Source organism: Bacillus cereus, from assembly GCF_025917685.1.
GTDB lineage: Bacteria > Bacillota > Bacilli > Bacillales > Bacillaceae_G > Bacillus_A > Bacillus_A cereus_AT.
The window spans coordinates 3,491,019-3,510,936 of record NZ_CP089518.1 but is presented as its reverse complement, the minus strand read 5'-3'; the positions used below and the strand labels follow the sequence as shown (position 1 = coordinate 3,510,936).

Sequence of the window (19,918 nt, the reverse complement as noted above, 5' to 3'; positions counted from 1 at the left end):
TGATCGTTTTCATTATACTGTAATCAAAGAAGAGGTGAATAAAATGTTAACTCCTGAACGTCATCAAATGATATTGCAACTTGTAAAAGAGCAGAAGGTTGTTAAATTACAACAATTAGTGGAAAGAACAGAAAGCTCTGAATCAACAATTCGTCGTGATTTAGCACAATTGGAAAAACAAAGGTTATTAAAAAGAGTTCATGGTGGTGCGGCTGTTTTAACAGGAAAAGGGCAAGAGCCAACGATGGTTGAAAAATCATCCAAAAACATTCATATAAAACAACAAATTGCTAACTATGCGGCTAGCGTTGTTGAACAAGGTGATTGCATTTATTTAGATGCGGGAAGTACAACATTTGAAATGATTCCATTTTTAATAAACAAAGATGTTACTGTCGTTACGAATGGACTTATGCATATTGAAGCATTAGTTGAAAATAATATTCGTGCATATTTACTAGGCGGGATGATGAAAAGTAGGACGAAAGCTTTAATTGGTGCTATGGCACAGGAAAGTATGCAGAAGTACCGTTTTGATAAATGTTTTTTAGGAGCGAATGGTGTACATGAACAGCTTGGTTTTACAACGCCAGATCCAGAAGAGGCACTTTTAAAACAAATGGCATTAACATTAGCGAACGAAGGATATTTCTTAATTGATGAAAGTAAGTTTTCAGAAGTTGCGTTTGCGAAAATTGCAAATGTTGAAGAGGCAAATATTATTACAAACCATTTAGAAATTGATTTAGAAAAATATAAAAGACAAACCAATGTAATTGAGGCTGATAAACAATGATCTATACAGTTACTTTAAACCCATCTATTGATTATGTAGTACAAGTTAATTCCTTCGATTTAGGCGCAGTAAATCGAACAGAGAAAGATATGAAGTTTCCTGGGGGGAAAGGGATTAATGTTTCTCGCGTTCTTCATCGTTTAGGTGTTGAAAATGTAGCGCTTGGATTTACTGGTGGATTTACCGGTCAATTTATTAAAGATGTATTACAGGCGGAAGGTGTAACAACAAACTTCGTCCAAGTAGACGGAGATTCCCGAATTAATGTGAAAATAAAAGGGCAAGAAGAAACAGAATTAAATGGGCAAGGTCCTAATGTGACAAATGAGCAATTTGAACAATTAATGAAACAAATTGAAAGTATGAAGCAGGGAGATTGCATTGTACTAGCTGGAAGTATACCTGCGTCTATCTCAAGTACCTTTTATGAATCAATCGCAGCGTTTGGAGTAGAAAAAGGCATTCGCGTAGTAGTAGATGCAAGTGGAAGTGCCTTGCAACATGTAATTAAAAATAAGCCATTTTTAATAAAGCCTAATCATCATGAACTTGGTGAGTTATTCGGAGTAGAGATTTCAACAGTAGAAGATATTTTACCGTATGGAAGAAAATTAATCGAACAAGGTGTAGAGCACGTTATCGTATCAATGGCCGGAGATGGAGCTTTATTATTTACGGCAGAAGGTATATATGAAGCAACTGTTCCAAAAGGTGTTGTAATTAATTCGGTTGGGGCCGGGGATTCTCTCGTTGCAGGATTTGTAGGTAAATATGAACAGACAAAAGATATTGAAAAGGCATTTCAATATGGCGTTGCAACAGGGAGTGCAACAGCATTTTCAGCTGATTTATGTGAAAAAGAAAAAGTAGAAGGATTATTGTCGCAAGTAATTGTAGCTAAGCGATAGGGGGAACCAACATATGAAAATTACAGAACTATTAAAAAGGGATACAGTCATTATGAATTTGACAGCTTCAAATAAAGAAGCTGTCATAGATGAATTAGTTGAGAAGTTAAGCGGGGCAAATCGTTTAAATAGTAAAGCTGAATTTAAAGAAGCTATTTTAAAGCGGGAATCACAAAGTACAACTGGAATTGGTGAAGGTATTGCTATACCTCATGCGAAGACGAAAGCTGTTAAGCAACCAGCGATTTGTTTTGGTAGAAGTGTAAGCGGTATCAACTATGAATCGCTGGACGGACAGTCTGCACATTTATTCTTTATGATTGCTGCGAGTGAAGGGGCGAATAATACGCATTTAGAAACGTTGTCTCGTCTTTCTACATTATTAATGGATGAAGGGTTTCGCAAGCAATTATTAGAAGCAAAGGATGAAGAGGAACTTCTTCGTTTATTTGATGAAAAAGAGAATGAAAAAGAAGAAGAAGAGGTTGAAGTTGCAAAACCAGAAGGAAATGAACCGTACGTATTAGCAGTTACGGCTTGCCCAACTGGAATCGCTCACACGTATATGGCTGCAGATAGCTTGAAAGCAAAAGCAGCAGAGCTAGGAATCGCAATTAAAGTTGAAACGAATGGATCAACAGGTATAAAAAACGGTTTAACAAGAGAGGACATTGAACGTGCAACGGCTATTATCGTTGCGGCAGATAAACAAGTAGAAATGAACCGTTTTGCTGGGAAGCATGTCATTCAAGTGCCAGTCGCTGATGGGATTAGAAAAACGGAAGCGCTTCTTAATCGAGCTGTAAAACAAGACGCGCCTATCTTTAAAGGAATAAAGGAAGATGGGAAGACAGAAAGCGCAGAGAAAGAAAAAGGGTTAGGAATTTATAAGCACTTAATGAACGGTGTAAGTAATATGCTTCCATTCGTTGTTGGTGGCGGAATTTTAATTGCGCTAGCGTTTTGGGTTGGTGGTATTAAGGCAGAAGGTCCTTTCGCTGAATTGCTAATGTCTATTGGAGGCGGAAAAACAGGTGCGTTTTTATTCCTAGTACCAATCTTAGCTGGATTTATTGCGAGTTCTATTGCTGATCGACCTGGTTTTATGCCTGGTGTCGTAGGTGGGTTTTTAGCGGCACATGCGAATGCTGGATTTTTAGGTGGATTAATTGCTGGTTTCTTAGCTGGATATGTTGTTTTAGGATTGAAAAGATTATTTTCAGGATTACCAGCACAGTTAGAAGGGATTAAACCTGTTTTGTTATATCCAGTCTTTGGATTGTTAATTACAGGAGTTGTAATGCAAAAAGTAGTAATTCCGCCTGTAGTAGCATTGAATGAAATGTTAACAGGATGGTTAAATGGTTTGAACGGTACAAATGCTATATTACTAGGTCTTATTTTAGGTGGTATGATGGCAATTGATATGGGTGGTCCAATTAATAAAGCTGCATTTACATTTGGTATTGCTGCAATAGAAGCGCAGAACTTTGGAGTGCACTCTGCTGTTATGGCTGGTGGTATGGTACCGCCACTTGCAATTGCATTCGCAACTACATTCTTTAAATCGAAGTTTACTGAAGCGGAACGTAAATCAGGTTTAACAAATTATATTATGGGCGCATCGTTTATTACAGAAGGTGCAATTCCATTTGCAGCTGCAGATCCGATTCGAGTAATTGTAAGTTGTGTTGTTGGTTCAAGTATTGCAGGTGCGTTATCGATGTTATTCCAAATTACGTTACCAGCACCACATGGTGGGTTGTTTGTTATAGCATTAGTAAATAAACCGTTGCTATATATTTTCTCTATATTAATTGGAACGATTGTTTCAGCGGTTATGATAGGTGTTTGGAAAAAGAAAGTTAAATAAATGATAAAAGGGACAGCTAATAGGAGTTGTTCCTTTTTTATTACAAAAAAGTAGGTTAATAGTTGGAGAATGATGAATTTTGGTAAAAGATGTAATGAAACGTGATTTTTTTGTAACAAAACAGTAATACTGTAATTTTTTCTGGAAAAAATTCTCATGCTTCTATGTGGAAAATATATGAAAACTATTGGGGATTCTATTGGAAATGCACTTTATGAATATGGAAATTTATGTTACAGCTCATTAATGGTGTATTACGAATGCTTTGTAATTGTGTGATTTCTAAAAACCCCCAAAATCTGTTGCTATAATGAAAATACGAAAACAAAGCAAATGGAGGCTATTCATGAAAAAATTATTAGGTATAGCAACAGCAGCAGTTTTTGGTCTTGGGATTTTTGCAGGTTCTGCGAAAGCGGAAACGATTGTAACAACGGACGTATTAAATGTTAGAGAAAACCCAACTGTCGAGTCAAAGCTTGTAGGTAAAATGTTAAGTGGAAATAAATTAGATGTTATAAATACAGAAAACGGATGGACAAAAATTAAATTAAATGGTAAAGAAGCATTTGTAAGTGCTGAATTTACAAAAAGTACTTATTATGTAGCGGCGAACGTATTAAATGTTCGTGCTGGAGCGAATACTGACTCTGAAATTATTGGTAAACTAAATAAAGATGATGTGATTGAAACGACAAATCAAGTTCAAAATGAATGGTTACAATTCGAATATAATGGGAAAACAGCATATGCTCACGTTCCATTTTTAACAGGAACGGCACCTGTGATTGAAACGAAAGAAGTGGTAACTCAAGAAGAAGCACCGGCTAGAGTGAAAACATCGGTTAAAAATAATACGACAGTTAAGAGTAAAGAAGCTGTTAAGAGTGTAGATTCAAGTAAACCTGTAGAAAAAACAAAGCCAACTGCGAAACCAGTTGCGAAATCTACTGAAACTAGTGAACCTGCTGGTGGGCGTGAAATAACAGTAGAAGCGACAGCGTATACAGCGAATCCAGGTGAGAATGGTACGTATGGTGGACGTGTGTTAACTGCGATGGGGCATGATTTAACAGCGAATCCAAATATGAAAGTTATTGCTGTGGATCCAAAAGTAATCCCTCTTGGATCAAAAGTGTGGGTGGAAGGATATGGAGAAGCGATTGCTGGAGATACTGGTGGCGCGATCAAAGGAAACCGTATTGATGTTTTAGTTGGTTCAGATAGCAATGCTGATAGTTGGGGTCGTAAATCCGTTAAAGTGAAAGTTATAAAATAATTTATCTTTATTAATGTAAAAAAGCGGTTGCTTGAAAATATGTAAGCAACCGCTTTTTATCATTTTGTAATAACAATATCGCCTCAAAAAATGGTTATTGAAATGGATAAATTGTTTTACCTGTAATAATTTTATATGCGCTGCAAAATTGAGTTTGCATATACTCTGTATGTGTGTTTTCCGAATGTAACGTTGTTTCTTGAAGAGTAGAATGAAAAGAACGTAGTAAACAATTTAAGGCGAAGTACAATTCGTCTTGTGAACAATTTTGTTCTTTTGTAGCTGTAGCCAAAATGAGGTCATTTGTTAGTGTTGAAAAATTGATAGTGGATTGTTTCATAGTCAACCCATCCTCTCCGAGCGATTTTTATCATGTATATGCAGAATTGGACAAACTATGTTCTTTTTTATTTATAATTTCATTTACCGGAATGAAAGAACTTGCAATCATGTCGTTAAAATTGGTAAGATTGGGTATAATCAATAGATGGAGTACATTACATAAAGAGAGTTGAATGATATGGGAGAAGTGCAACGTGAAAAAGTTGCTGTCATAATTGGACCCACTGCTGTTGGGAAGACGAAGTTAAGTATCGATCTTGCAAAAGCGTTGAACGGTGAAATTATAAGTGGCGATTCCATGCAGATCTATCGCACGATGGATATTGGAACTGCAAAGGTAACAACAGAAGAGATGGATGGAATTCCACATTATATGGTCGATATAAAAGATCCGGAAGAATCATTTTCTGTTGCGGAATTTCAAGAACGTGTTCGTAAACATATTCGAGAAATTACAAAGCGTGGTAAATTACCAATTATAGTTGGTGGAACCGGTCTTTATATACAATCTGTTTTATTCGATTATCAGTTTACAGATGATGCTGGTGATGCTACATACCGAGAACAAATGGAAAAGTTAGCTTTAGAACGTGGTGTGGAATATGTACATGGAAAATTGCAAGAAGTAGATCCAGAAAGCGCGGAGCGTATTCATGCAAATAACGTGCGACGTGTCATTCGTGCGTTAGAAATTTTCCATACGACGGGCGAAAAAATGAGTGATCAACTTGAAAAACAAGAAAACGAGTTATTATATGATGTTTCATTAATTGGCTTGACAATGGATCGAGAAATGCTATACGATCGCATTAACTTGCGAGTGGATTTAATGATGGAACAAGGTTTATTAGAGGAAGTAGAAGGGCTGTATAGTAGAGGGATGCGAGATTGTCAATCTATTCAAGCGATTGGGTATAAGGAGATATATGGTTATTTTGAGAATCGTGTCTCTTTAGAAGAAGCGGTGGCACAATTAAAGACGAATTCACGCCGTTATGCCAAACGTCAATTAACATGGTTCCGCAATAAAATGGATGTCACATGGTTTGATGTTACAGATGGTGAAAAAACGTCAGAAATTTTACGATACATAGAAGGAAAGTTACAACTAAAGTCGAATAATATTAAGTAGAGAAAAAGAGGAGGATTCGACATGAAGCAATCAATCAATATTCAAGATCAATTTTTAAATCAACTCCGTAAAGAGAATACGTTCGTTACGCTGTACTTATTAAATGGTTTCCAGCTTCGTGGATTAATTAAAGGGTTTGATAATTTTACAGTCCTACTGGAGACAGAAGGTAAGCAACAGCTTATTTATAAACATGCAATTTCTACATTTGTACCACAAAAAAATGTTTCGATTGAACTAGAGTAGTAATGAATTATTGTACATAGCAAAAAAAGAGCGAATTTCTCGCTCTTTTTTTTATTTGCCATAAACAATAAGTGGTGAAATTTAAGCGATTCTAAATACAGTAAGTCGGATGTTAGTGTTGCCTGTTTGGGGGATTGTAATTTCGCTTAAGGTAGATTGGACAGAAATATTTGCGCCAGCTGCTAACGTTTCAATTGTAGTAAATGAAAGCGAATCGCCTATTAAATTTGAAGAGAAGTTGTCAGTTGCCACTGCTCCGTTTATTGAAATTCCTACTCCAAGCGGAGCGCATCCCGGTGCGGTTGTAGAGATGGATACGCTAATTACATAAATACCAGCGTTGATAACAGTCACTGTATTTGTGCCGTTAAAGATAATATTGTTTACGTTAATTGCAGTACTAAAAATAAAGTTATTAAATTGGATTACTGTTTGTTGGATGTTGTTTGTTACAACGATTGTCGCTACTGGGAAGCTAGGTCCAGTAGGTCCGGTAACTCCTATACCAGTAGCACCCGTTGGTCCTTGAACACCTTGAGGTCCAGTAGTACCTGTGTTACCTTGAACACCTTGAGGTCCAGTAGCGCCAGTATTACCTTGAGGCCCTTGAGATCCAGTGGCACCTGTGTTACCTCTAGGTCCGGTAGCGCCCGTGTTACCTTGAACACCTTGAGGTCCAGTAGCGCCCGTGTTACCTTGAACACCTTGAGGTCCAGTAGCGCCAGTATTACCTTGAGGCCCTTGAGATCCAGTAGCACCAGTGGCACCTGTGTTACCTCTAGGTCCAGTAGCACCCGTGTTACCTTGAACACCTTGAGATCCAGTAGCACCAGTGGCACCTGTGTTACCTCTAGGTCCAGTAGTACCTGTGTTACCTTGAACACCTTGAGATCCAGTGGCACCAGTAGCACCCGTGTTACCTTGAACACCTTGAGGTCCAGTAGGTCCAGGAGGCCCACCAGAAGGTCCAGTAGGTCCGGTAACTCCTATACCAGTAGCACCCGTTGGTCCTTGAACACCTTGAGGTCCAGTAGTACCTGTGTTACCTTGAACACCTTGAGGTCCAGTAGCGCCAGTATTACCTTGAGGCCCTTGAGATCCGGTAGCACCCGTGTTACCTTGAACACCTTGAGGTCCAGTAGCGCCAGTATTACCTTGAGGCCCTTGAGGTCCGGTAGCACCAGTAGCACCTGTGTTACCTCTAGGTCCGGTAGCACCCGTGTTACCTTGAACACCTTGAGATCCAGTGGCACCAGTAGCACCCGTGTTACCTTGAACACCTTGAGGTCCAGTAGCACCCGTGTTACCTTGAACACCCTGGGGTCCAGTGGCACCAGTAGCGCCCGTGTTACCTTGAATACCTTGAGGTCCGGTAGCGCCAGTATTACCTTGAGGCCCTTGAGATCCGGTAGCACCCGTGTTACCTTGAACACCCTGAGGTCCAGTGGCACCAGTGGCACCAGTAGCGCCCGTGTTACCTTGAATACCTTGAGGTCCGGTAGCGCCAGTATTACCTTGAGGTCCTTGAGATCCAGTGGCACCTGTGTTACCTCTAGGTCCGGCAGCACCAGTAGCGCCCGTGTTACCTCTAGGTCCGGCAGCACCAGTAGCGCCCGTGTTACCTCTAGGTCCGGTAGCACCCGTGTTACCTTGAACACCTTGAGGTCCGGTAGCGCCAGTATTACCTTGAGGCCCTTGAGATCCGGTAGCACCCGTGTTACCTTGAACACCCTGAGGTCCAGTGGCACCAGTAGCGCCCGTGTTACCTTGAATACCTTGAGGTCCTTGAGATCCAGTGGCACCTGTGTTACCTCTAGGTCCGGTAGCACCCGTGTTACCTTGAACACCTTGAGGTCCAGTAGCGCCAGTATTACCTTGAGGTCCTTGAGATCCAGTGGTACCTGTGTTACCTCTAGGTCCGGTAGCACCTGTGTTACCTTGAACACCTTGAGGTCCTTGAGATCCAGTGGTACCTGTGTTACCTCTAGGTCCGGTAGCACCCGTGTTACCTTGAACACCTTGAGGTCCAGTAGCACCAGTATTACCTTGAGGCCCTTGAGATCCGGTAGCACCCGTGTTACCTTGAACACCCTGAGGTCCAGTGGCACCAGTGGCACCAGTAGCGCCCGTGTTACCTTGAATACCTTGAGGTCCGGTAGCGCCAGTATTACCTTGAGGTCCTTGAGATCCAGTGGCACCTGTGTTACCTCTAGGTCCGGCAGCACCAGTAGCGCCCGTGTTACCTCTAGGTCCGGCAGCACCAGTAGCGCCCGTGTTACCTCTAGGTCCGGTAGCACCCGTGTTACCTTGAACACCTTGAGGTCCAGTAGCACCAGTATTACCTTGAGGCCCTTGAGATCCAGTGGCACCGGTAGCACCCGTGTTACCTTGAACACCTTGAGGTCCAGTAGCACCAGTGGCACCTGTGTTACCTCTAGGTCCAGTAGTACCTGTGTTACCTTGAACACCTTGAGGTCCAGTAGCGCCAGTATTACCTTGAGGCCCTTGAGATCCAGTGGCACCGGTAGCACCCGTGTTACCTTGAACACCTTGAGGTCCAGTAGCGCCAGTATTACCTTGAGGCCCTTGAGATCCAGTGGCACCAGTAGCACCTGTGTTACCTCTAGGTCCGGTAGCGCCCGTGTTACCTGTGTTACCTCTAGGTCCGATAGCACCCGTGTTACCTTGAATGCCTTGAGGTCCGGTAGCGCCAGTATTACCTTGAATGCCTTGAGGTCCGGTAGCACCCGTGTTACCTTGAATACCTTGAGGTCCAGTAGCGCCAGTATTACCTTGAGGCCCTTGAGATCCAGTGGCACCAGTAGCACCTGTGTTACCTCTAGGTCCGGTAGCGCCAGTATTACCTGTGTTACCTCTAGGTCCGGTAGCACCCGTGTTACCTTGAATGCCTTGAGGTCCGGTAGCACCCGTGTTACCTTGAATACCTTGAGGTCCGGTAGCGCCAGTATTACCTTGAGGTCCAGTAGGTCCAGTAGGTCCTCTGCCGAAAGAAGCTGAATTAACTAGAGTAGTTTGTAACTCTGCAATTAATTTAAGGAGTTCTTGGAGTGTACAAGAATCAATTCGGAATAACTTTGTAATGTAAAGTAAATAATTAATTAAAATTTGAAGTTCAACAAATACGGCACTTGCTACGAAGGTCGGATTGTTTAATATAGTTATTAAGTTTTTGATAATGGCGAATCCTTGTGCTTTCAGAGCAGAAGTAGCGTCTAGTGAACAAATGAATTTGTTTAGTAGGTGCAATGTATCTATTAGATCTTCTATGTTTTTTGGGGATGGATTGGCGAAAAGTTTAGGGATTATTTTTATTAAATCGTTAATGATTGCGCGGAATTTTCTAATTTGTGCTTTAGTAATTGGAATCGTTGGGGTAGTTGGAATTCGTCCAGCACTAGTTGGGAAGCATGGATTGGAGTATTTATTTTGATTGTCGTTAAAGCGAGACATTAAATCTCTCCTTTCTAATGAGAATGTGAACGAAACTCATCATAGTAGATGCAGAGAATAGTTAAATGGTCATAGTGAAATTGATTGTTTCGAAAAGAAATAAAAAAAACGCCTTATAATAGGGCGTTTTTTTTATTTTCAGCATATTGATAATATCGTTTTAGTGAGACTTTTGATTTGAAGCCAACTAATTTTATGATCTCTGGTTCTGGGGTTTGTTTTTTTATTAGGCGTAAAATAAAAGTGTTTCGAAAGTGTTGTCCAGAAATGCCTTTACGTAAATTCGCTCTTGCTACTTCAAGTCGGATCATTTTTTGGATAGCGATTTCTGTTAATGCCTTTGGTGCGTCGTTTTCATATACCCATCTGAATGTTCCGCGGTTAAAATCGAATGCAACAAACAATGGATCGTTACTATGGTATTTAGGGCGAACTGGTTCTGGAATACTTTTATAATATGTGTACAGTTGCTTTTTATCTTCGGTTGTTAATGTGATTGATCTTTCTACTCCTGCGGTTGCTGGAATAGAAAGTGTATTAGTTTCGAAATGAACGTGATGCATAGTTAGTGCTGTGAGTTCCTGTAAGGATAGTCCGTAGTCGATTAACAGACTTAAAATGGAGATATTACGATCCATTAATAATGGACGAACAGGACGTTGTTTTTCTGAAAGTCCGTCTAATGAAGTGACTATATGCTTTAATCTTTTTTCTTCATCGGATGAAATGAAATCTTCATCGCGCAATGCACGGTCTGGTTGAATAGTAATTTCCATATTCTTTAATGGATTGGGAATATTTAGAAAATGATGCATTCTATTTAGAACAATAAATACACGATGCATCGTTTTTTCTGAGTAGTGTCGATTCTTTTTTAAGTCGGAAAAGTAATCTTCATAGTCTTTTGTACAAAGTGTTGCCCATATATTACTGGAAGGGAGCTTTTGGTTTTTTTCTAACCAATGTCCGAAATCTTCAATGTCATAAACATAACGTTTAATGGTTGAAGGCTTTCGACCTTTATTCAATAAAAAAATAGAAAAGGCTTGTATTATATCATGGAATTCCGTTGTTTCCATAGTCCCACCACCTTAATTATTTCTTATATTATAGCAAACTTTTCTGAAAATAGGCATTTGAAAGAGAGGTTGGAATAATAATATTTGGTGAGTGGATAAAATGAGGTGATTGTATGGAGCAATCGATGCGTAAGAAAAATAACAATCAAATTAATATTGTATTAAACCATCGAAAAAAAATTTCGTTACCGGCATCAGAAAATAAAGCCGTAATTTCAAGTGAAACCACTACTAAACATGAGATGTTGCAGAGAATTGAAGAAGAAATGGGAAAACTTGTTGGGATGGATGATATAAAAAAGATAATAAAAGAAATTTATGCTTGGATTTTTGTGAATAAAAAAAGGCAAGAGGTGGGGTTGAAGTCTGAGAAGCAAGTGCTTCATATGTTATTTAAGGGGAATCCTGGTACTGGGAAGACAACCGTTGCTAGAATGATAGGGAAATTGTTGTTTGAGATGAATATTTTATCGAAAGGGCATTTAGTTGAAGCTGAACGTGCTGATCTTGTAGGTGAGTACATCGGTCATACAGCACAAAAGACAAGGGACTTAATAAAGAAGGCTATGGGAGGGATTTTATTTATTGATGAGGCGTATTCATTAGCGAGGGGGGGAGAGAAGGATTTTGGGAAGGAAGCGATTGATACACTTGTGAAGCATATGGAAGATAAGCAACACGGTTTTGTATTAATTTTAGCTGGATATTCAAGAGAAATGAATCATTTTCTTTCATTAAATCCAGGATTACAATCTCGTTTTCCGTTTATTATTGAATTTGCGGATTACTCGGTAAATCAGTTGTTGGAAATTGGGAAGAGAATGTATGAAGAGCGTGAATATCAGTTGTCGAAAGAAGCAGAGTGGAAATTTAGAGATCATTTACACGCGGTAAAGTATTCGTCACAAATTACATCGTTTAGTAATGGGCGATACGTACGGAATATTGTTGAAAAATCAATTCGCACACAAGCTATGCGATTGTTACAAGAGGATACGTATGATAAATATGATTTGATTGGGATATCAAGTATGGATTTGATGCTTGAAGAGGAGACGCACAGTACGTAAACTGTGCGTCTGTTTTTGGTGTATAAGTGTGTTTACTCTTTTTTCGCTTTTTCTTGGTAAGATTTATGGAAGCGCTCCATTTTAGCGCTTTTTTCGTGTGCTGAATTAGGGTCGTGTTCAATTTGGCCTACTGAGCTTTTTTGAGCACCTTTATTAACGTGGTTTGTCATTTGTATTCACCTCACTTTAAAAATTAGTATAAACATTATGTGAAGAAAAACTCGTTAGAAAAGAAAAACCTCTTTACGATATGTAAAGAGGTAAGAGTGCTATTTATGCATTGAACGTTCATTTGTATCGATACGTCTATGCGGTAAATGCCATTTGTAATGAATAGAAATCATGCGGAAGCAAACAATTAAAATGAATAAGGTGTATAGAGCCCAATCGCTAACGATAATTTTAGCGCCAATTAAGAAACCTGCTAAAATTGTCCAAAACGCATATACTTCAGCTCGAAGGACGAGAGGTTTTCTGCGAGCTAAAAGATCACGAATAATACCACCGCCGATGCCGGTTAAAACTGCAGCTACGATTGTAGCGCTAATTGGCAAATTTAGTTTTTGAGCATATAGTGCTCCTTGTACAGCGAATGCTGATAAGCCAATGGCGTCTGTGATGTTTTCCCACTTTTTCCAATGTCTAATTAATTTATTTGGAAAAAGAAAAATAATCGTCATTGATAAAAGTGCGATTTGGAATAACATGTCTTGTTGCCAAAATGCGACGATTGGATAACCAATCAATAAATTACGAAGGGCACCTCCCCCAAATGCGGTTGCCATTCCTAAAATATATACCCCGAAAATATCATAATCTTCTTCCATTGCAACAATGGCTCCGCTTAGTGCGAAGGCGATTGTGCCTATGATGCTAAAAATCTCCCATGCCATGAATTTTCTCCCCCGCTAACTAGATGAAATATGCTTCCTCTGCTATTATATTAGAAGGTTTAAATTTCGAAAAGGATGAGTGAACATATTTGATGGAAGAAAAAGAAAAAGTCATATTAGTTGGCTGTCAATTGTCGCAAGATGATGATGAAAAATTTATGCATTCCATGAAAGAACTTGCATCGCTAGCGAAGACTGCTCGAGCGGAAGTGTTAGTATCAACGACGCAAAAACGTCCGAAGTTCCATCCGGCGACTTATATAGGGAAAGGTAAATTAGAAGAGCTTGCGGCTTTAACTGAAGAATTAGAACCAGCTGTTATTATATTTAATAACGAGTTGACACCGAGTCAAATTCGGAATCTATCCTCAGTGTTGGATGCAAGAGTAATTGACCGAACGCAATTAATATTAGATATTTTTGCGCAACGTGCGAAATCGAGAGAAGGTAAGCTTCAAGTAGAATTAGCCCAGTTGCAATACACGATGCCGCGCCTTATGGGGCAAGGTTTGTCTTTATCTCGTCTGGGTGGCGGGATTGGTACAAGAGGACCGGGAGAGACAAAACTTGAAACGGATCGTCGTCATATTCGATCGCGTATTGATGAAATAAAGAAACAACTTGCGGTTGTTGTGGAACATCGGAAAAGATATCGTGAGAGAAGAAAAGATAATAAAGTATTTCAAGTTTCGTTAATAGGATATACGAATGCAGGGAAATCCACGTTGTTTAATAGGTTAACGGAAGCTGATACGTTTGAAGAAAACTTATTGTTTGCAACGTTAGATCCAACAACAAGAAAGATGCCATTACCTTCCGGTTATACAGTGTTACTGACTGATACAGTAGGTTTTATACAAGATTTACCTACGTCACTAATTGCTGCTTTTCGTTCTACGTTAGAGGAAGCTGGTGAAGCGGATGTGATTTTGCATGTTGTTGATTCGGCAGACTCTAATTACGTAGGGCATGAACAAACGGTAAAAGAATTATTGTCAGAACTTAAAATTAATCATATTCCTATTATTACGCTTTATAATAAAAAAGATAAGTTGCATCAAAATTTCATTCCATTTCCGAAAAGTGACTTCTTAATGACTAGTGCTTTTGAAGAAAGTGATTTATTACATATAAAAGAAGCGATAGAAAAACAGATGAAGGAAGAAATGGATCGTTATCAAGTGGAAATTCCTCCGAGTGAAGGTAAGTTGTTAACGCTATTAAAAACAGAAACACTATTAACAAAGATGGAGTTTTTGGAAAATAAATTTATATATGATTGTACAGGGTATATATTTGCTCATTCATCACTTAATGGGCAATTAAAGAGATTTTTAGTGGAAGAAGGAGAAAATAAAAATGTTTGATCGTTTGAAAAATGGAGAAAAAATTGCTCCAATCGTAAAAGAAGTAGAGAGTCAGATTACAGAAGTACATAAACGTGCGGATCAAGTAATTGAAAGTAATCAGTTTCGTGTATTAGAAAGTTTTCGTAAACATAAAATTAGTGATTCGCATTTTATTCCGACGACAGGTTATGGTTATGATGATATTGGCCGTGACACGTTAGAGAAAGTGTATGCGGATGTATTTGGGGCAGAAGCTGGTCTTGTTCGCCCGCAAATTATTTCAGGAACTCACGCTATTTCTACAGCGTTATTCGGTATTTTACGTCCAGGAGATGAGTTATTGTACATTACTGGCAAGCCGTATGATACGTTAGAAGAAATCGTTGGTGTACGCGGAAAAGGTGTAGGTTCATTTAAAGAATATAATATTGGTTATAATGCAGTTCCGCTTACTGAAGAGGGGCTTGTTGATTTTGAAGCAGTTGCAGCCGCAATTCATAGTAATACGAAGATGATTGGTATTCAGCGCTCGAAAGGTTATGCTACTCGTCCGTCATTTACTATTTCTCAAATTAAAGAGATGATAGCGTTTGTTAAAGAAATTAAGCCTGATGTTGTTGTATTTGTAGATAACTGTTATGGCGAGTTTATTGAAGAGCAAGAGCCATGTCATGTTGGTGCAGATTTAATGGCAGGTTCGCTTATTAAAAACCCAGGTGGTGGAATTGTTAAAACTGGTGGTTACATTGTTGGTAAAGAACAGTATGTTGAAGCGTGTGCATATCGTTTAACATCTCCAGGAATCGGTGCGGAAGCAGGGGCATCTTTATACAGTCTACAAGAAATGTATCAAGGTTTCTTCTTAGCGCCTCATGTAGCGGGACAAGCACTAAAAGGTGCGATTTTTACAGCTGCATTTTTAGAGAAGTTAGGAATGAATACATCACCAGCATGGAATGCACCAAGAACAGATTTAATTCAGTCTGTTCAATTTGATGATAAAGATCGTATGATTGCATTCTGCCAAGCGATTCAATATGCATCTCCGATTAATTCTCATTTCACTCCATATGCCAACTATATGCCGGGGTATGAAGATGATGTAATTATGGCTGCTGGAACGTTTATTCAAGGTGCAAGTATTGAATTGTCAGCTGATGGTCCAATTCGTCCGCCGTATGTTGCTTACGTGCAAGGTGGGTTAACTTATTCGCATGTGAAGATTGCGATTTGTTCTGCAATTGACGCATTAATTGAAAAAGAATTATTAACAATTTCTTAAGGGGGAGCTGTCGATTTCGACAGCTTTTTTCGTGTGAAAGTAATGATTTATTTCATTAGAAAAAAGAATGAAAAAATTTATAAAAAAATCATGTAAGAAAAGCTAACATCTATTGACACTAAACATAACATGGTATAAAATGAGAAGCAGTTAAGGCGAAGGAGGAACTGAAACAATGAAAGAAGATAGACGTTCTGCCCCGCTGTTTCCTATTGGTATTGTTATGGATTTAACACAATTATCTGCACGTCAAATTCGCTACTATGAAGAGCATAATCTTGTTTCTCCAACCCGTACAAAGGGGAATCGTAGATTATTTTCATTTAACGATGTAGATAAGTTGTTAGAGATTAAAGATTTATTAGATCAAGGCTTGAATATGGCTGGTATTAAACAAGTGTTACTAATGAAAGAAAATCAAACAGAAACAGTGAAAGTAAAAGAAGAAACGAAAGAAATTTCAAAAACTGAGCTTCGCAAAATACTTCGAGATGAACTACAACATACAGGTAGATTTAATCGAACTTCATTGCGACAAGGTGACATTTCAAGGTTTTTTCACTAAAGATAACTGATTCTGAAGGTGTTTAGAGGGACTAAGGAGGAATTTATAATGGCTAGGTACACAAAAGAAGATATTTTCCGTTTGGCGGAAGAAGAGAATGTAAAGTATGTCCGTTTACAATTTACAGACCTTTTAGGAGTAATTAAAAACGTAGAGATTCCAGTGAGACAATTAACGAAAGCTCTTGATAACAAAATGATGTTTGATGGATCTTCGATTGAAGGTTTCGTACGTATTGAAGAATCTGATATGTATTTATATCCTGACTTAGATACTTGGGTAATTTTCCCTTGGACAGCTGAAAAAGGTAAAGTTGCTCGTCTAATTTGTGACATTTACAATGCGGATGGCACTCCATTTGATGGAGACCCACGTAACAACTTAAAACGTGTGTTAAAAGAAATGGAAGCTTTAGGATTCTCAGATTTCAATCTTGGACCAGAGCCAGAATTCTTCCTATTTAAAGTAGATGAAAAAGGAAATCCAACATTAGAATTAAACGATAACGGTGGATACTTCGACCTTGCGCCGATGGATCTAGGGGAAAACTGTCGTCGTGATATCGTTCTTGAACTAGAAGAGATGGGCTTTGAAATTGAAGCGTCTCACCATGAAGTTGCACCAGGTCAACATGAAATTGACTTTAAATATGCAAGTGCAATTCGCTCATGTGATGATATTCAAACATTCAAACTTGTTGTAAAAACAATTGCTCGTAAACACGGTTTACACGCAACATTTATGCCAAAACCATTATACGGTGTGAACGGTTCAGGTATGCACTGTAACTTATCACTATTCAAAAATGGTGAGAACGTATTCTTCGATCAAAACGGTGACTTACAATTAAGTGATGATGCTCGTCACTTCATCGCAGGTATTTTAAAACATGCACCAGCATTTACAGCGGTAGCAAACCCAACTGTAAACTCATATAAACGCTTAGTACCTGGATATGAAGCTCCTTGTTACGTAGCATGGTCTGCACAAAACCGTAGCCCATTAGTACGTATCCCTGCATCTCGTGGTATTAGTACACGCGTAGAAGTACGTAGTGTTGACCCAGCTGCAAACCCATATTTAGTAATGGCTACATTATTAGCAGCAGGTCTTGACGGAATTAAAAACAAATTAACTCCGCCAGCTGCAGTAGATCGTAACATCTATGTAATGACAAAAGAAGAGCGTGAAGAAGCAGGTATCGTTGACTTACCAGCAACATTAGCGCAAGCATTAGTTACATTACAATCAAATGAAGTGGTATGTGGTGCACTAGGTGACCATTTACTTGAGCACTTCATTGAAGCAAAAGAAATTGAGTGGGATATTTTTAGAACTCAAGTTCACCAATGGGAACGCGATCAATATATGTCTCTATACTAAGAGAGAAAAAAGCCCTAATACTACGGTATTAGGGCTTTTTCTTTTTTATAAAGATAACTTCAAGTGGATGCAAAATGAAAAGCGGCCACAAAATAGCCACTAAAATTTTTAGTCTAAAACATTACTCATATGCTTTTCAAATTCAGAAATAGAACCTTTACTGATTTTGTCGCTAATATGAAAATAGATATTAGAAGTTACTTCAATGGATATATGACGGAGTCTTTCTTATATTTTTCTTAAGGTGTTCTACTAAGAGTATTCTGATAATAGATACAGTAATTCCAATCAACCTTTATTAGAATTGATTCTTTTTTATGTTAAATTTCTAGCGCTAAAAATTTAATAATTTTTTACTGCTTGTACAACGCGACCAATGATTTTTACATCTTCAGCTGAAAGGTCGTAGGTCTGTGGTTCATGGATAGGATCATTACTCAATGGTATTAAAGTAATGATGTTTCCGGATAATGAAGTTACAAGGAATCTTAAAGAGGTTGCACAAACTCTTACTGCTGTGAAAAACACACAAGGTGAAATAGATAAAACAGTTACTAAAATGAAACAGTTACTGAAATACGTTTGGCTACTAAGAAAAAAAGCCCTGATATTACGGCATCAGGGCTTTTTCGTCATTTATCTACAGCGAATTACAGTGAAATTTGTCGTAATTTTTGCGGTGTAATTAAGAAGTGATTTAACAAGAATAATTTGTATTGACTCGTTCTATATAAAGAACTAAAATGGCATTAATTAGTAATGTTTGTATATTTAAAAGAATGAAAATGTTATTGTACTGGAGTTTTTAATTTCAATTTCAAGCTCATTGGTTTTAAATGAGGAGGAGAATTATGGATAAAGAAATAAATTTGAAAAATCTATTTACTATTATACGGAAAAGAATTTGGATCATTCTATTATTTACAACTCTCACAACAGTAGCAGGAGCGATATATAGTATATATGTAAAAACACCATTGTATGCCTCTTCAGCAAGGGTTATTGTTCAAGCTAATGCTGAAACGATGAATACATTGAAAGCGATGGTAAATGAGCCTGTAATATTAGAAAAAGTGGCTGCTGAATTGAATATTAACAGATCTGCAGGTGCATTAAGTGGACAAATAAGTACAGAAAGTTTGCAAGGGTCCCAGATTATGAGAATAAATGTAGTGGATATAGATCCTGTACTTGCTCATAAAATTGCAAATACTACAGCCGCTGTTTATAAGAAAGAAGTAGCGAATATACTGAATTTTAATAATGTGAGTATATTACCAGAAGACCCAGTTCAAAAAAATTCTATGCCTATAAATATAAATCACTTTAAGACGATACTAATTGCATTCTCTATAGGTATGGTGCTCAGTATTGGATTCATTTTTTTATTGGATTCACTTGATGAGAGAATCAAATCGGAACGGCGAATTGAACAATTGTTAGATATCCCTGTTTTGGGCGGAATATCTAAGATGAATAGAAAAAATGTGAAAGACAAATTCAGTAAAAAAAATACGGTATTATTGGGGGAGGGAACGGAGTGGCATACAAAAATAGACGAAAAACAAATAAAGTTAAAGGAGAAAGTATAATTGTACATACCGCTCCAAGATCGAAAATTTCGGAGCAGTATCGTTCGCTTCGAACAAACCTTCAATTATCTTCATCTATTCATAAAAGCAGAACTATAGTTATTACTTCTCCGAGGTATGGTGAAGGGAAATCAACGATTACAGTTAATTTAGCAGTCTCAATAGCACAAAAAGGTGAAAAAGTATTGGTAATAGATGCAAATTTACGAACACCAACGATTCATGAAATGTTTGGAGTAGAAAATACAATTGGATTAACTGATATATTGAACGGAAAAACAACTTTAGAGGGCGCTGTGAAAAAAACAGAGATGGAAAGTCTGGATGTATTAACTAGCGGACCGATACCATTCAATCCATCTGAAGTACTTAGTTCAGATGCAATGGATATGTTAATTCAAAAGGCGATGGGATGGTACGACATCATATTATTTGATTCTTCTCCTGTATTAGAAGTAACAGATACGAGTGTATTAGCTGATAAGTGTGAAGGAGTATTATTGGTGATTCGTTATAATCGTACTGTGAACGAAGATGCGATTGAAACGAAAAGAGCGTTAAGTTTTACGAAAAGTAGAATATTGGGTGCAATTTTGAATGGGAAAGTATAAATAACATAAATGTACTTTAGAAAAATAAATTTAATATTCTTATATTA

18 protein-coding genes and 1 pseudogene are annotated in these 19,918 nt (G+C 38.2%); 13 read left to right on the top strand and 6 right to left on the bottom strand.

Going from position 1 to position 19,918, the window contains the following annotated elements:
- Window positions 1-43 precede the first annotated feature (43 nt).
- From LUS72_RS18155 to entD, 4 genes are all read left to right on the top strand, one after another.
- Window positions 44-796 carry a DeoR/GlpR family DNA-binding transcription regulator gene (locus tag LUS72_RS18155; protein WP_097831036.1) on the top strand — a complete coding sequence of 251 codons (753 nt, stop codon included), beginning with the start codon at window positions 44-46 and terminating at the stop codon, window positions 794-796.
- Window positions 793-1,704: a 1-phosphofructokinase gene (gene pfkB, locus LUS72_RS18150; RefSeq protein WP_097831037.1), complete on the top strand. Its 912-nt coding sequence runs from the start codon at window positions 793-795 to the stop codon at window positions 1,702-1,704. Before LUS72_RS18155 ends, pfkB begins: the two co-directional genes overlap by 4 nt.
- A gap of 13 nt (window positions 1,705-1,717) precedes the next feature.
- Entirely contained in the window at window positions 1,718-3,577 is a 1,860-nt protein-coding gene (locus LUS72_RS18145; RefSeq protein ID WP_097831038.1) for a PTS fructose transporter subunit IIABC, read from the top strand.
- A 346-nt stretch (window positions 3,578-3,923) separates the two neighbouring features.
- Window positions 3,924-4,856: a cell wall-binding protein EntD gene (gene entD / locus LUS72_RS18140; protein WP_097831039.1), complete on the top strand. Its 933-nt coding sequence runs from the start codon at window positions 3,924-3,926 to the stop codon at window positions 4,854-4,856.
- Between the two features lie 94 nt (window positions 4,857-4,950).
- On the opposite strand, the gene LUS72_RS18135 is transcribed toward entD, so the two are convergent.
- Window positions 4,951-5,196 (bottom strand): hypothetical protein, encoded by a 246-nt coding sequence (locus tag LUS72_RS18135; RefSeq protein WP_071771467.1) that lies wholly within the window; start codon window positions 5,194-5,196, stop codon window positions 4,951-4,953.
- A 180-nt stretch (window positions 5,197-5,376) separates the two neighbouring features.
- On the opposite strand from LUS72_RS18135, the gene miaA reads away from it, so the two are divergent.
- Complete coding sequence (gene miaA / locus LUS72_RS18130) at window positions 5,377-6,330, top strand: tRNA (adenosine(37)-N6)-dimethylallyltransferase MiaA (protein ID WP_097831040.1); 954 nt, start codon at window positions 5,377-5,379, stop codon at window positions 6,328-6,330.
- Between the two features lie 21 nt (window positions 6,331-6,351).
- Window positions 6,352-6,576 (top strand): RNA chaperone Hfq, encoded by a 225-nt coding sequence (gene hfq, locus LUS72_RS18125; RefSeq protein WP_000813896.1) that lies wholly within the window; start codon window positions 6,352-6,354, stop codon window positions 6,574-6,576.
- Window positions 6,577-6,657: 81 nt separating this feature from the next.
- Here the strand turns inward: hfq and LUS72_RS18120 are convergent, their stop codons facing one another.
- Both LUS72_RS18120 and LUS72_RS18115 read right to left on the bottom strand, forming a co-directional pair.
- Window positions 6,658-10,047, bottom strand: coding sequence for a Gly-Xaa-Xaa repeat protein (locus tag LUS72_RS18120; RefSeq protein ID WP_264447686.1), 3,390 nt, complete (start codon window positions 10,045-10,047; stop codon window positions 6,658-6,660).
- A gap of 113 nt (window positions 10,048-10,160) precedes the next feature.
- On the bottom strand, window positions 10,161-11,126 hold the full coding sequence (locus tag LUS72_RS18115) for a tyrosine-type recombinase/integrase (protein WP_264447683.1): 966 nt from the start codon (window positions 11,124-11,126) through the stop codon (window positions 10,161-10,163).
- A gap of 113 nt (window positions 11,127-11,239) precedes the next feature.
- On the opposite strand from LUS72_RS18115, the gene spoVK reads away from it, so the two are divergent.
- Window positions 11,240-12,196 (top strand): stage V sporulation protein K, encoded by a 957-nt coding sequence (gene spoVK, locus LUS72_RS18110; protein WP_000438190.1) that lies wholly within the window; start codon window positions 11,240-11,242, stop codon window positions 12,194-12,196.
- Between the two features lie 32 nt (window positions 12,197-12,228).
- Here the strand turns inward: spoVK and LUS72_RS18105 are convergent, their stop codons facing one another.
- Window positions 12,229-12,366: a hypothetical protein gene (locus LUS72_RS18105; RefSeq protein WP_071747730.1), complete on the bottom strand. Its 138-nt coding sequence runs from the start codon at window positions 12,364-12,366 to the stop codon at window positions 12,229-12,231.
- A 99-nt stretch (window positions 12,367-12,465) separates the two neighbouring features.
- A complete protein-coding gene (locus tag LUS72_RS18100; protein ID WP_097829169.1) occupies window positions 12,466-13,089 on the bottom strand; it encodes a trimeric intracellular cation channel family protein in 624 nt (207 codons plus the stop codon).
- A gap of 92 nt (window positions 13,090-13,181) precedes the next feature.
- On the opposite strand from LUS72_RS18100, the gene hflX reads away from it, so the two are divergent.
- From hflX to glnA, 4 genes are all read left to right on the top strand, one after another.
- A complete protein-coding gene (gene hflX, locus LUS72_RS18095; RefSeq protein ID WP_141533364.1) occupies window positions 13,182-14,456 on the top strand; it encodes a GTPase HflX in 1,275 nt (424 codons plus the stop codon).
- Window positions 14,449-15,720: a methionine gamma-lyase family protein gene (locus tag LUS72_RS18090; RefSeq protein ID WP_264447677.1), complete on the top strand. Its 1,272-nt coding sequence runs from the start codon at window positions 14,449-14,451 to the stop codon at window positions 15,718-15,720. Before hflX ends, LUS72_RS18090 begins: the two co-directional genes overlap by 8 nt.
- 175 nt (window positions 15,721-15,895) lie before the next feature.
- Complete coding sequence (gene glnR / locus LUS72_RS18085) at window positions 15,896-16,285, top strand: transcriptional repressor GlnR (protein WP_000656784.1); 390 nt, start codon at window positions 15,896-15,898, stop codon at window positions 16,283-16,285.
- Window positions 16,286-16,333: 48 nt separating this feature from the next.
- Window positions 16,334-17,668 carry a type I glutamate--ammonia ligase gene (gene glnA, locus LUS72_RS18080; protein WP_097829166.1) on the top strand — a complete coding sequence of 445 codons (1,335 nt, stop codon included), beginning with the start codon at window positions 16,334-16,336 and terminating at the stop codon, window positions 17,666-17,668.
- Window positions 17,669-18,010: 342 nt separating this feature from the next.
- On the opposite strand, the pseudogene LUS72_RS18075 reads toward glnA, so the two are convergent.
- Window positions 18,011-18,142: pseudogene (locus LUS72_RS18075) on the bottom strand (LexA family transcriptional regulator); the annotation flags it as partial.
- 377 nt (window positions 18,143-18,519) lie between these two features.
- On the opposite strand from LUS72_RS18075, the gene LUS72_RS18070 reads away from it, so the two are divergent.
- Both LUS72_RS18070 and LUS72_RS18065 read left to right on the top strand, forming a co-directional pair.
- Complete coding sequence (locus LUS72_RS18070; RefSeq protein ID WP_097829165.1) at window positions 18,520-19,260, top strand: YveK family protein; 741 nt, start codon at window positions 18,520-18,522, stop codon at window positions 19,258-19,260.
- Window positions 19,209-19,871: a CpsD/CapB family tyrosine-protein kinase gene (locus tag LUS72_RS18065; RefSeq protein ID WP_264447671.1), complete on the top strand. Its 663-nt coding sequence runs from the start codon at window positions 19,209-19,211 to the stop codon at window positions 19,869-19,871. Before LUS72_RS18070 ends, LUS72_RS18065 begins: the two co-directional genes overlap by 52 nt.
- Window positions 19,872-19,918 lie beyond the last annotated feature (47 nt).